The 13,447-nt window shown below is 45.5% G+C and carries 10 protein-coding genes and 1 riboswitch; all 10 genes read right to left on the reverse strand.

Going from position 1 to position 13,447, the window contains the following annotated elements:
* Position 1: 1 nt before the first annotated feature.
* The 10 genes from ACKA06_RS04320 to sufB all read right to left on the reverse strand — a co-directional run bounded on the left by ACKA06_RS04320 (position 2) and on the right by sufB (position 13,433).
* Positions 2-1,528: a sodium-dependent transporter gene (locus tag ACKA06_RS04320; protein WP_032086484.1), complete on the reverse strand. Its 1,527-nt coding sequence runs from the start codon at positions 1,526-1,528 to the stop codon at positions 2-4.
* Between the two features lie 204 nt (positions 1,529-1,732).
* Positions 1,733-3,214 (reverse strand): flavin monoamine oxidase family protein, encoded by a 1,482-nt coding sequence (locus tag ACKA06_RS04325; RefSeq protein WP_032086485.1) that lies wholly within the window; start codon positions 3,212-3,214, stop codon positions 1,733-1,735.
* Positions 3,215-3,347: 133 nt separating this feature from the next.
* Positions 3,348-4,907: a Na+/H+ antiporter NhaC family protein gene (locus tag ACKA06_RS04330; RefSeq protein WP_032086486.1), complete on the reverse strand. Its 1,560-nt coding sequence runs from the start codon at positions 4,905-4,907 to the stop codon at positions 3,348-3,350.
* Positions 4,908-5,021: 114 nt separating this feature from the next.
* A riboswitch (Lysine riboswitch) is annotated at positions 5,022-5,204 on the reverse strand.
* 159 nt (positions 5,205-5,363) lie between these two features.
* Entirely contained in the window at positions 5,364-6,086 is a 723-nt protein-coding gene (gene yunB / locus ACKA06_RS04335; RefSeq protein WP_232353721.1) for a sporulation protein YunB, read from the reverse strand.
* A 101-nt stretch (positions 6,087-6,187) separates the two neighbouring features.
* A complete protein-coding gene (locus tag ACKA06_RS04340) occupies positions 6,188-7,264 on the reverse strand; it encodes an HD-GYP domain-containing protein (protein WP_318293575.1) in 1,077 nt (358 codons plus the stop codon).
* 585 nt (positions 7,265-7,849) lie between these two features.
* Positions 7,850-8,152, reverse strand: coding sequence for a YunC family protein (locus ACKA06_RS04345; protein ID WP_032086489.1), 303 nt, complete (start codon positions 8,150-8,152; stop codon positions 7,850-7,852).
* Positions 8,153-8,209: 57 nt separating this feature from the next.
* Positions 8,210-9,568 (reverse strand): bifunctional metallophosphatase/5'-nucleotidase, encoded by a 1,359-nt coding sequence (locus tag ACKA06_RS04350; RefSeq protein WP_411159044.1) that lies wholly within the window; start codon positions 9,566-9,568, stop codon positions 8,210-8,212.
* 25 nt (positions 9,569-9,593) lie between these two features.
* Complete coding sequence (locus tag ACKA06_RS04355) at positions 9,594-10,418, reverse strand: sulfite exporter TauE/SafE family protein (protein WP_058299675.1); 825 nt, start codon at positions 10,416-10,418, stop codon at positions 9,594-9,596.
* 48 nt (positions 10,419-10,466) lie between these two features.
* Complete coding sequence (locus ACKA06_RS04360) at positions 10,467-11,318, reverse strand: DUF72 domain-containing protein (RefSeq protein WP_411159045.1); 852 nt, start codon at positions 11,316-11,318, stop codon at positions 10,467-10,469.
* Between the two features lie 717 nt (positions 11,319-12,035).
* The gene (gene sufB / locus ACKA06_RS04365; protein ID WP_032086498.1) at positions 12,036-13,433 is read right to left on the reverse strand and encodes a Fe-S cluster assembly protein SufB; all 1,398 of its coding nucleotides are present in this window, start codon (positions 13,431-13,433) and stop codon (positions 12,036-12,038) included.
* Positions 13,434-13,447: the final 14 nt, after the last annotated feature.

Genomic DNA, 13,447 nt, shown 5'->3' on the forward strand with positions numbered 1-13,447 from the left:
GTCAGCTTACCTCCTTATAGCTTTCAGCTTCTGTCTTTGAATGCCAGCGCTTAAAGGTGAATGCCACACCGACGATCAATGCGAATGCTGCTACGAACCACCCGCTGTAGAGGATGAAAGCATTTGAGTAACCTTCATAGTTTCCGGTATCCGTATCGAATTCTTTCAGAAGATTCATCTTGAATAATCCGAACATCATCCAGCCAAGCACGATCGGAGTGATGACGCCGAGGCATACTTTCCACCATCCGCCAAGCTGGATATCGGAAATGCCGTTAGAATGATCTCTGAATGTATTGATCTTGCGCAGGAACCATGCCACGACAACCACTTCCACCAATCCGATGAACGCCACTCCGAATTGATTGATGAAGTAATCTGCAACGTCGAGGAAATACAATCCGCCCTGTGTTGCAAATAAGATTGAGATGACAGCTGAAAGTCCTCCGCCGAACGCTACGGCTTTTGTACGCGATAAGCCGAATTTTTCCTGTACCGCAGCCACATAAGTTTCAGAAATTGAAATCAGTGACGACAACCCTGCAAGAACGAGGGATGCAAAGAATAAGAATCCAAACAACCCATTCAATGCCGGGAATTCATTGATGATCTGCGGGAAGACAACGAATGCCAAGCCCACTCCGCCGCTGACGACTTCCTCCACCCCGACTCCCTGGGACTGAGCCATGAATCCGAGTGCAGCGAATACACCGATACCGGCAAGAAGCTCGAAACCTGAGTTACTGAACCCTGTGATAAAGGCGTTATTTGTGATATCCGATTTCTTTGGAAGATAACTTGAATACGTGATCATGATGGCAAATGCAATCGACAAGCTGAAGAAAATCTGTCCGTATGCAGCCACCCATACCCCCGGGTCTGCGATCTTACTGAAATCCGGTTTGAAGAATGCATCAAGTCCATCAAGTGCCCCAGGTAAAGTCAACGCGCGAACCACAATGATCAAGAATAAAATGACAAGTGCGGGAATAAAGATCTTGTTCGCAACTTCGATACCTTTCTTGACACCCTTGAACAGAATTCCAAGAGTGATGATCCATACAAGCACAAGCGGGATGAATACTCCGCCAACGATGCCGCCGGTTTGTCCGGGATCTACAGAAAGCTTAAGATACTCCCCGAACAGGAAACCTTCCGTGTCGTCCCCCCAGCCCTTGTTAAAGGCAAAGACACTGTAAGACATTGCCCACGCGATGATGACGGCATAATAGGTCGAGATGACAAATGCGACGAGTACCTGCCACCATCCAAGCCATTCCGTCTTTTTGTTCATACGGAAATAAGATAATGGTGCTGATCCGCGGTACTTATGACCTATCGTGAACTCTAATACTAATAATGGAATACCGGCGGTCAAGAGAGCAAACAGATAAGGAATGAAGAATGCTCCTCCGCCATTTTCATACGCTACGGCCGGAAAACGCCAGATGTTCCCCAACCCGATCGCAGATCCTACTGCTGCCAGGATAAATCCTGCACGTGTTCCAAACTGGGCACGTTTTTCCATGTTGGTCCCCCCAAGCTTTTCAACTACCAATAATAAGGTAATTGAAATTTTTTTATTTTCAGATTATTTAATCTAAAGTCAGTATAGCTAGTTCTAGGACAATTGTCAAAGCAAAATTTTGCTGTTTTAACTGTAAAGTCCGCTTTGATGGTTCAAAACGACTATATACCGCGGTTTTTGTCGAATATTTTTTCAGCTTGCAATTTATACATCCTCCCTATGCTGGATTTCAAAAGCAGTCCTTACCCCTGATTCAATCGCCCCCTCCATCCAGCCATGGAATGAAGAAGTATGCTCCCCTGCAAAATGAAGCCTTCCCTCCGGTTCCCGGGAGATTTTATCGAAGTTCTTCTGCTGCTGAGGTGTAAATAGTGTGAAGCACCCGGCTGAGTATGGATTTTGTCCCCAATTGAACCAGACAGCCTGAATAAATTCAGAATAGACGATGTTTCCATATATTTTGGCTAAATCTTTCAAGGTAACCCTCACCAGTTCTTCATCGGGCAGACTATTCCATAATACGGCATCATTACCCCAGCTGTAGCTTGCAAGCATCACCCCCGGGCCGCTTGAACCGATGCCATGGCTCGGAATATAACTGAACTTCAAAGGACTGTCGGTGACTGCATTTCCAAACCCGGATTTCTCCCAGAACCTGGTCTTGAATTCGATGCCGATCTTTACTGCCTGGACATTATTCACTTCCCTTATCGCCTTCCATTTATTGAATGAAATCGATTCATGAGGGACTACGTCCACGAACTGAAAGACCGTGAAGGGCATCGTGACAATGGCATAGTCCGCCGTGTAACTCGACCTCTTGCCTGAATGGGGATTCAACGTCCGTACACAGACACCATCTTCTTTCTGAATGATCTTCACCACTTTCCGATTGAGCTTGATCTCATTTTGCAGCTCACTGATGAAAGAACGTGGCAGCTGATCATTGCCCCTCGTTATTTCATAAAAGGATATTTCCTCACTGAAAATCGGATAAATGATATCGGTCAAAATATCAATGAACGAAAAACCGGGGAATCCTTCGATGCCCAGCATGACACCGATCTTTCTTATGGCACTGTCTGAAAGGGGTTTTCCCAGCCGGTTGGAAGCCAGGTAGTCGCCCATCGAGTAGATTGAATACTCTTCTCTTAAACCCTTCTGTTCTTCGGGTGTACTGCTCATATACAGATCTAAGAATGGTCTCGTCGCCTCTAGGAAAAGCTCTGCGGCAGTTTTCCCTTTTTCATGTTCTTCAACCGGATAACCCAGGATATCAGGATTTCTTTTATATTCATCTTTAGTGGTAAGGACATTATTCGCAAAGATCAAATCCTGCGGAGATGAGTTGATGAAGCGGTTTACGGGCAGGTTAAAGCGTTTGATGTATTCAAAAACCAAAGCGTGGTTCTCAGGAATTCTCATCGCTCCAAAATCAATGTAATTACCTGAAGTAAAAGGTTCCCTTACTGTATAAACCCTACCTCCCACCCTGTTATTCCCCTCCAGGACAGTGACTTCATGCCCGGCCCTCTTAAGCAGGGATGCAGCCGTCAAACCAGCGAGTCCAGCTCCGAGTATCAGCACCTTCTTCGGCTTGGACGAATGTTTAAAACCATTTCGGATGATCGATAACAAATCATCGGGATAGATCAAATCGTTAAAGCCTTCCACCTCTGTCAGCATATCTCTGCCCCCTTTTCTCCTATTCTTATGAGAAAAGAATCTATGGTAGAATATGGGCGAAAGGCTTATTTTCTTTAGGGAGAGAACAAAAAAACCAGAAGCAGCATTCTGCCTCTGGTTTCTTTTTCTTACATTATGAAACGGCTGATTCCGTTTTCTTCCCTTTCAGTAAACCAAGTCCCACGATGATCACAACCACTACGATCAGACCAAGCAGTGTGCTTCCCGTGAATCCTAATACAAGATATCCGATTGAAGCCGCCAGTGCTCCGATAAGAGCATATGGAAGCTGTGTCAATACGTGGTCGATGTGATTACTTCCGGCTCCTGTCGAGGACAGGATCGTCGTATCGGAAATCGGTGAACAGTGATCTCCAAGTACAGCACCTGCCAATACGGCTGCCATCGCAGGAAGTAATACACTTACGTCTGTCGCCGCTGCAATTTCACCAGCGATCGGAAGCAGGATCCCGAAGGAGCCCCATGAAGTACCCGTAGAGAAGGCCATGATACCGGCGACCAAGAACAACAGTACTGGAAGCAGCTCGACTGGCATGTTTGATTTTTCAACCAGCCCTGCAAGGTACGTGCCCGTTTGAAGCTCATCGATCAGCGTGACGATGGCCCATGCAAAAATAAGGATATATACGGCAGGAAGCATCGATTTGATTCCTTCCACTACCGCTGTCCCGACTGCACTCCCTTCCACACCCTTCAAGCTTACTTGACGGAAGAAAAGAATAAGTGCAATCGCCAGTGCAAATAAACTGCCGTATAATAGTGACTTTGTTACATCCGTGTTTTCAAACACCGGGATGATGTCAAAGGCTCCGACTGCCTTATACCCTGTCCATAGCATCATGCCGACGGTTCCAGCGACAAGCGCAATGATCGGCCATGCCAGATCACCGACTGTCCCTTTGGAGCTGACTGGAAGATCATTTTTCAGTTCTCCCGGGATTTCCTTGTCTGGATCATACAGATTCCCTGTCGTGATTGCCCTGTCTTCATGCTCTTTCATTTTACCGAAATCAAAGCCTTTAAACGCTACTACCAATACGAGCAGAAGCGCTGCCCAAACATACAGATTCATTGGGATCATTTGAATAAATGCAGAGAATGCCGTGTACTCGGTGATGCTGTGAGTCGCAAGGATCGAACCGATGATTCCGATGATATATGCTCCCCAGCTTGATACCGGTGATACGACACAGACCGGAGCTGATGTCGAATCGATGATATAAGCAAGTTTCGCACGTGAAATTTTGTGACGGTCCGTGATCGGCCTTGCAACCTGTCCGACCGCAAGCGCATTGAAATAATCATCAATAAAAATAATGATACCTAAAACGGCTGCGAGCAGCTGCGCGCCTCTTCTGGTCTTCACGCGTTTCATCGCCCATTCACCGAATGCGCGGCTTCCGCCTGAGATGTTGACGAATGCAGTGATGACGCCAAGAATCAATAAGAAAAAGATGATGTACACATTCCATGTGTTCAATCCGCCGTCTGCGACGAAAATACCTTTGACGGCCTCCCATATCTTAGCGGCTGTACCTGTGATAGAGAAATTTGTAATAAGAAGTGCTGAAGCGATGATCCCTACACCCAGCGAGAGCAGTACGCGTCTCGTCAGAATAACCATCAGGATGGCTAAAAGGGGCGGGATGATTGAATAAATCGTGTTTTCCATAATGTCCTCCTCCTACTTGATAGGGGGGAACCATTAGCATGACAGAGGAATATAAAAAAGGTAATGATAGAGGATCCTATCATTACCTTTAATGAGTAATGTAAGTGCTCCATCACGATCTGTAGCTCCCCATTATAGAGTGTCCCCCATAATGACAGTGTTACCCTTCTTCAAGATAACCCCAGCATATATGCTTTTGACGAACATATCTGCTTCGGCAAAGGTTCCCTTTCATCTGTTGTCTCAGTTGTCATCCTCAAACAGCTTACTCTTGAACCCTGCACCTCTACCCCATCGGATTGATGATGTGGTTATAATATTAAAATTTCCTTTTTAAATATATCAAACTATCACTTTTTTGACAACTTTTAATTCGAGATGGGGTGAGGGAAGTTTTTTCCATTCTTGATTGTCGCAATTGATTTCCGTGCAAGACCTCGCTTTCCGCGGGCAGCATCAATTCGTCGGCATTTCGATTGATGGAGATGTGCCGTCGCCGCTGTTGTTGAAGAATTGCGGTACATCCAGGTGGACGGTATCCATGGCAATCAGTACATCCTGCTTGATGGTTTCGGTTTTAGTTGCAAACGGGATGATGATCTGGACGTTGACGGTAAGGGTAACATAGACTTTGACGAGGGCATTGTTGATGCCGAACTCTTCGACCGTGTGTTTGATATCCGATCGCACGTCCCCGATGGAATGGAACCTTATAGGAACTTTTGGTCCCAGGTTCCCTAGTAATGCATTGTTTGTAGCCTGACCCAGAGGGACAGAATAGACAATTCCTTCATCGGCTTTCGTCCCATCCTCGTCTATTTCAATATCCGTGATGTATTCGAGATTTTCGATATTCCCTTTTTCCGCATCTTTTAAATATAACTGCACCAAATTAGTGATTTCTCCCTGAACCCTGTTGATATTCTGTGTATTGAACCTGAGGGAGACCACCTCCCCTTCTGCATTTTTCACTTCTTCCGTTATTTCCTCCAGTTCAATTGATCCGGCCACCTTTTTGTTGATCGCTTTATTGATAACCATCGTCCCGATTCTGCTCGTCTGCGTTTCGGCATAGGCAAGCAGGGTCGGCTTCAAGCCCAGGTTTACGATCCAGAGACCAGCCCCTGTGGAAAACATGAAGAAAATGATAGTGATGATCATCACATGGCGAAAAGGCAAGGGCCCTCCTCTTCGGGGTTTGTGTGTTTTGAACTTAGACAAAAAAATCCCCCCTTACAAGCTATTCTTATGCTTCCTAAGGAGGGTTTAACGCAAAAAAATTATTTAATTTTACTAGGTGACGGCTCATAATCGACATCAAAACCTGTGATGACTTTATCAAGCTCCGTGCTTAAGTCCAATTCATAAGGAGCATACAATTCTTCCCCTTTTTCTTCGATCACGCGGATGACCGGCCTGTCTGTCACCCCTCTGTTTTGACTCGTTACAATCCCTTTTTTCTCATCATTCAATTCAACGATCATCCCGTTCGGATAAATCGCGACCGATCTCCTGAACGCTTCGATCACATTCGGATCGAATAATGAACCTGAACCTGCGTAAAGGATTTCGAGCGCTTCATGAGGGAGCATGGCTTCCCTGTACACCCGGTTGGAGGTCATCGCATCAAAGACATCAGCGACTGCGATGATCTTGGCATAAGGATGGATGTCCTCACCCTTAAGCCCACGGGGGTAACCCGATCCATCCAGCCTCTCATGATGCTGATATGCACAGTGGGCCACCAGCAGGGAGATCGTCTGCAGCTTTCTTAATATGTCAAAACCGTGCTCGGTATGTTTCTGGACTTCCACGAATTCTTCTTCTGTCAATCTGCCGGGCTTCATGAGAACCTCTTCCGATACAAGCATCTTTCCAACATCATGAAGAATCGCACCGATGCCGAGCTCTTCAAGCTGTTTTTGGGAAAGATTCAGTTCGATCCCGATTGATAAAGTATATAACGTTACATTGAATGAATGATGAAATACGTAGGAATCATAGGAAAAGACGTCTGTAAGGACAGTCAGCAGCTCATCATTTCCTTTAACTTCCTTCAACACAACATCGATTATACTCTTCAGCTGTCTTGCACTTTCCTCTATGACATTCAAACTCCTGGGCATCTTCGCCTCATTGATCCGGCTGAGTACACTTTCTATATTGGCGACCGCTTCCTGCCTGACTTTTCCAGGTACGGATTCAGTCACTTTAATCCCGTTGGATAAAGCATCTTCAATATAGACATACCTGATGTTAAGCTCCTGCAGCCTGCGAATCATCCGCTCTGTGATTGCCACGTTCTGCTGGATCAGTGCATGACCCCTTACATTATATACAGTTGTCGCCATAACCATTCCAGGCCTCAAAGCCCTAGTTGATATCAGCCTCATAGAATTCTCCTATGTAATTCTTTCAATTTTCGACATTTTTTACTAGTACCTCCATTATAAAGGATAAAAAGGGCGTTGCAACCTGAATTTATGCAAAAAACAGGAAATATTCATGAAAGAATATTAAGGGGATTATTTTTGGGATGGAGTTTATAGGGTGGAGATTGCAGCTATTTGGTTTTGGGGCTTATCGGGGGAGCGGGTAGGAAATGTGGATTATGGGTAGTGAATATGGATGGTGAGGAGTGTGGATTGGGGTGGATGGTGAGCAGATAATGGTTGGTGGCGCGGGATGATACAGTGACGGGTATTAAACGCTGCAACATAATGGTTTTGATAATATATTTCTATTTTTGATAATAAAAGGTTGGTTTTTGATAATATATCCTGATTATTGATAATAACCGGGCTGTTTTTGATAATATAATTTTCCAATGTCCGATAATACCCCTCCCCCGGCCGTAATTCCACCATGAAAAGTCTCCCGCCGGACCCTAAAACACAAAAAAGCCCCCATGCACCCGGCACAGAAGCTTTATCCAAACAAAATCATAACATTTTCAACAGCGCATCGCGGCCGACGGTACCTGGAATGATTCCTCGGTTTTCCGCTTCGATTGTGACTGATTCAAGCGGTGCATCGAGAAGCTGATCAATCGTTTTGACCCCTACCGCCCTGCCGGCAATGATTCCCCGGTCACTCAGTTTTTCATTGAGCAGTCCCACATCCAGCGCACCGCACATGATATATCCCTTATCGCTCGTGACTACGAGCAGGTTGGTTTTAGGCAGCTCCACTGATATGGCTAAAAAGGTATGTCCTTCTATCGTAACTGGAGAAAGATTCATCATTCTGCATCACTCCTCTCAACTCATATGTATGAGAGGAGCCGCAGAACGGTGAACCATTCACCCGCCTAATTTCCAGGCAAGGACATCCCTCAGGAACTCAGGCATGAAGTATTTCTTATCCAGCCTCGCAAGGTCTGGGAAAAAATGACCGAATGTAAACATGTCGGGGATGGCAAGTTTATATGTTTCCTTCGGTAGGATTTCACTCCCATTTATATAAATCTTTTGTTTCTCTTCTTCAAACGCAATCCCGCTGTATACGAACTCACCCATGATTTTCCCCCGGAAGCCGAGACCTTTCAGCTGAAGATGCGGCCATTCTTCATTAAAGGTCATTTTAATGAGCTCTTTCAATTCTGCTCCTGACAGTTCAATCAGGCAGGGGTTGATCGGGTGAGGGAGAATATGATGAAGATCCCTTTTCGTCACAGCCCCTTCATTCAACCCCTCGATGAGAAGTCCAGCATTCAGGAAGGAACAATCCGCAGAGCACCATTCTTTCAGGGCATCGCACAAAAGTCCTGGAAGCGGTGATGGTTTAAACCATTCAGCTTGCAAAGGTTCCTGTAAATGGGCTACTTCTGTCTCCAGTAAATGTTCTCCCTCTCTGTACCATTGCACCATTTCTTCCTCTTCATTAACTGACTTCGGCAGGTCTTCGTGTGCGTATAGACGCGCTTTCTTGGACAGCACTGTTTTTTTATCGGGATCCACTTCAATCATCATATGGCCGACATAATGACCGAACTTCCCTGCAGCCCCGAGCATCACCCCATTTATTTCTTTCCCTTCATGCAGGATATGATGGGTGTGAGCGCCTAAAACTACATCAATCTCAGGGAAGGATGAGGCGATGAGTTCATCGTCCCTGATTCCAAGATGCGACAGGAGCACAAGCACATCAGCTTCATCTTTCACGAGCTCCACCTGCTTTTTGAGCTCCTCAAGCGGAGGGGTGATATTCCAGCCAAGTGCCTTGTAAAAAGGAAGGAAGTAAGCGGTCAGTCCGAGGACTGCAACCTTCAACCCCGAACTCGTTTCATAGATATGATGAGTTTTCACCCAGTGGGGAACCTTATTGTCCCTGCTTAACAGATTCCCGACAATCACATCAAATTCAGCGTTTTTATACAGGCTTTCCAAATCCTCGTAATCGAGGGTGATCCCTTCATTATTCCCGATCGTGACGGCATCGTACCCCGCTTCATTGAGAAGGCCGACATTTCCCTTTCCCAATGTAGCTTCCGAATAAGGATGCCAGCGGTCTGCATGATCTCCGATATCGAAGAGAAATACCTCTTCTCCTTCGGTGACATGCCATTCTTTTCTTTTTTTCAAAAAATCCCTTATCCTTGACCAATGTTCAAAATGACTGTGAAGGTCATTCGTATGGTAGATATGAATAGTTTCTTTCATGTTACTCTCACTCTCCCGATGGAGGTTATCCCGTTATGCTCTGATAAATCAAACGTAATCCTATAAGTATCAAAATGATCCGCAGCACTCTCACAAGGACCTTGGATTCCAGTTTGGTGTTCACAAATGAGCCGATTTTCGCCCCGAACCAAGCCCCCGGGATCAGCGCTAGTGCATACAGCCACTTAACATTCCCAAGGGCGACATGTGTGCCCGAACTGACGAGCGCTGATAGAAACACCATGAACATCGATGTCGCCACAGCTACATGAGGCGGGAACAGGAAGATCAAAATCATGGCAGGCACCATTAAAGATCCCCCGCCGATCCCGAATAATCCTGAAGTGAATCCCACCAGGAGTGCGATCAACGCGCCGATCACCGGCGGGTAACCGTAATGAAAGGTGTTACCTGACGGATCGGTGAACTCCCTTTGAAAAGAAGCATTCTTAAACGTTTCAATTGGCTTCAGTTTATCCCTGACCATCAAGATGACAGCCATCACGATCATGAATATCCCAAAATAAAGATTGAAGTCTTCCATTTTCAAATATTTGTTCACCCAAGCACCGATGATCGAACCCGGACCTGCTCCAGCAAAGAAAATCAATCCGCTTTTATAATCGACGGTCTTATGCTTGAGATAGGAAAGGGTTGAAGAAAGCCCCGTGAAGATCATGACCAGCAGCGAAGTGCCCACTGCAGTCTGCGGGGTGATATTATCAAGCAAGCCTGTATATGTACCAAAATAAATCAATGCAGGAACAACGATGACTCCTCCGCCAAGGCCGACAAGTGAGCCCAGTGTCCCTGCAAATAAACCGATGCCTATCAATACGATCCATTCCACTGTGTTTCATCTCCAATTCTCATTTTAATAACAATCCTCGGGTTCTTCTTACTCCTGGAATAAATCAAGCTGCTTCGGTGCAAGCCCTTCATATTCTATTCCGAGCATGTCAATCAGCTGCTTGGCATTGTCCGCCGCGTCCCCTCCGGAATTGTTATTAAAAAGGATATACACATCCTTCGACTCTTCATGAAGCTTATGGATATGGGGAATCCACTCTTTTAATTCTGATTCATTGTACCGATATAAATACCTGACTTCACGCCATTCATCACCGCTTCCGGTTTTATTCCATCCATGAACGTTGCGTCCGTGGAACCGGATAAGCGTGGCATCTTCCTGGGTCGCCTCCGTCACTCTCGGAATTGACCCTTCCCCTGCCTGCGGTTCATCACAGACGCTGTGAATCCAGCCTTGGTCCTTCATGAAGTCCAGTGTCTTTTCCTTGAACTGAGGGTAGTACCAGCTTTGATGGCGGAATTCTAGTGCCAGCGGCAGATCGTCGAGTTGTTCTTTACAGTATCTGATGTAGGCGACATTGTCCCGGTTGCAGTCAAACCAAGGAGGAAACTGCAGAAGAACCATCGCCAGTTTTTCAGCTTCAAGATACGGAGTAAGGGAATCCCTGAATGCACGGAACATCTCCTCTTTCGTTTCAAAAGGGATATCACCGCGCTGATGCCCGGTCATTCCCTGATATGCCTTTACTATAAATTTAAAATCTTCGGGCGTCTCCCTCACCCACTTCTCGGCATTGCGTATCGGCTGGATGGCATAGAAACTCGCATCCACTTCCACAACCGGAAAGTGTGCACCATATTCTTTCAGCTTATCCCGCGGGGAAACGTGATCATACAACGTATCATGATCTCCCCAGCCGGTCACTCCAATATAAATCATCCGTATTCACCTTCTTTTACAGTGATGAACTTCTTTCAGTTTGTTTTTCATTTTATCATAAGAAATATGTGGATTCGTAGTGATTGGAACTATTTTCGAAAACAATCTTTCAATATACAATCACTTCCCCTTAACAGTCTGAAATAAACAGATGCAGCGTCTTCCGGCTTTTGTGAAAGGCTTATGAAAGAAGGGGACCTGTCCCTGTAGTAACACCAGTCTTCCAAAGACACGCTACTATTTTGGATATATTTAACAATTGACGGAATTATTCACAAAATCGAAAGAATAATCAGCTAAATTCGAAGAATATAGGAGAATTTAAAAGATTATCGACCAAATTTCAAAGATTATCACCGAATATCGAAAGAATAACCAATTAATTTCCAACTACAGCTGCCGTCATCCTCATAATTACTCTATTAATGGCCCTCTAACAAAGTGCTGCACCCAAATATGATCGGATCCAACACCAACAAAGCATTAATCAGACAATAAACTTGCTTTGTACATATGAAAATACCGGAACCTGTGTAATTCCGGCTTGTCCTGCCCTCTGTTGTTTAAACTTGAGTTCGAAAAGAGCACCTCCCCAAGCAATATTCAGTCTGCAAGCCATGTAACAAAAAAGCAACAACCGAAAACTGCCTTCTGAAAAAGAAAAACCCCCTGGCCGCATAAACAGCAGCAAGGGGGTGGTATCGTTACATATATAGTTTATCCGATTGAACCTTCCATCTCGAACTTGATCAGGCGGTTCATTTCAACTGCGTATTCCATTGGAAGTTCTTTCGTGAATGGCTCGATGAAGCCCATTACGATCATTTCTGTTGCTTCTTCCTCTGAAACTCCGCGGCTCATCAGATAGAATAATTGTTCTTCTGATACCTTCGATACTTTCGCTTCGTGCTCAAGCGAAATGTTATCGTTCAGGATTTCGTTGTAAGGGATCGTATCGGAAGTGGACTGATTATCCATGATCAGCGTGTCGCACTCGATGTTCGAGCGTGCCCCTTCCGCTTTGCGTCCGAAGTGGACGATTCCGCGGTATGTTACTTTACCGCCGTGCTTGGAGATCGACTTCGATACAATTGTTGAAGAAGTGTTCGGTGCCAAGTGAATCATCTTAGCCCCTGCATCCTGGTGCTGACCTTTACCTGCAAGCGCGATGGAAAGTGTCATACCTCGGGCGCCTTCTCCTTTAAGGATGACAGCCGGATATTTCATCGTCAGTTTAGATCCGATGTTTCCGTCTACCCACTCCATAGTTGCGTTCGCTTCGCACACAGCACGCTTCGTTACCAGGTTGAATACGTTGTTCGCCCAGTTTTGAATCGTTGTGTAACGGCAGTACGCATCTTTTTTGATGATGATTTCAACAACTGCCGAGTGAAGGGAATTCGTTGTATAAACCGGAGCCGTACAACCCTCTACATAGTGTACGCTTGCGCCTTCATCTACGATGATCAGTGTACGTTCGAACTGACCCATGTTCTCGGAGTTGATGCGGAAGTACGCTTGAAGCGGTGTATCTACCTTCACACCTTTAGGAACATAGATGAACGATCCGCCTGACCATACCGCTGAGTTCAGTGCAGCAAATTTGTTATCCGTCGGAGGGATGACTTTTGCCCAGTGCTCACGGAAAATGTCTTCGTTTTCTTTCAGTGCGGAATCTGTATCCTTGAAGACGATTCCCATATTTTCAAGATCTTCCTGCATGTTGTGGTAAACAACCTCAGATTCATACTGGGCAGATACCCCTGCAAGATACTTTTGCTCAGCTTCTGGAATACCCAATTTATCAAACGTCTGCTTTATTTCCTCAGGTACTTCATCCCAGCTTCGCTCTGACTTCTCAGAAGGCTTAACGTAGTACGTAATGTCATCGAAGTTCAGTTCTTGTAAGTTGCCGCCCCATTGCGGCATTGACATATTATAAAAATGGTCAAGTGACTTCAAACGGAAATCAAGCATCCATTGAGGCTCTTCCTTCATGCGGGAGATTTCTTCTACAATCTCACGCGTCAAACCACGTTTTGAACGGAAAATTGATACGTCTTTATCGCTGAATCCGTATTTATAATCCCCGATCTCAGGCATTTTCTTAGCCATGTTGATTCCTCCAT

Origin of the sequence: Rossellomorea oryzaecorticis (assembly GCF_045897515.1) — a bacterium.
In the GTDB taxonomy this organism is placed as follows: Bacteria; Bacillota; Bacilli; order Bacillales; family Bacillaceae_B; genus Rossellomorea; species Rossellomorea enclensis.

Bases quoted from the DNA above. Each gene is read 5' to 3' on its own strand.
- ACKA06_RS04320 (WP_032086484.1), bottom strand. From the start codon at position 1,528: ATGGAAAAACGTGCCCAGTTTGGAACACGTGCAGGATTTATCCTGGCA.
- ACKA06_RS04325 (WP_032086485.1), bottom strand. From the start codon at position 3,214: ATGCTGACAGAGGTGGAAGGCTTTAACGATTTGATCTATCCCGATGAT.
- ACKA06_RS04330 (WP_032086486.1), bottom strand. From the start codon at position 4,907: ATGGAAAACACGATTTATTCAATCATCCCGCCCCTTTTAGCCATCCTG.
- ACKA06_RS04340 (WP_318293575.1), bottom strand. From the start codon at position 7,264: ATGGTTATGGCGACAACTGTATATAATGTAAGGGGTCATGCACTGATC.
- ACKA06_RS04345 (WP_032086489.1), bottom strand. From the start codon at position 8,152: ATGATGAATCTTTCTCCAGTTACGATAGAAGGACATACCTTTTTAGCC.
- ACKA06_RS04350 (WP_411159044.1), bottom strand. From the start codon at position 9,568: ATGAAAGAAACTATTCATATCTACCATACGAATGACCTTCACAGTCAT.
- ACKA06_RS04360 (WP_411159045.1), bottom strand. From the start codon at position 11,318: ATGATTTATATTGGAGTGACCGGCTGGGGAGATCATGATACGTTGTAT.
- sufB (WP_032086498.1), bottom strand. From the start codon at position 13,433: ATGGCTAAGAAAATGCCTGAGATCGGGGATTATAAATACGGATTCAGC.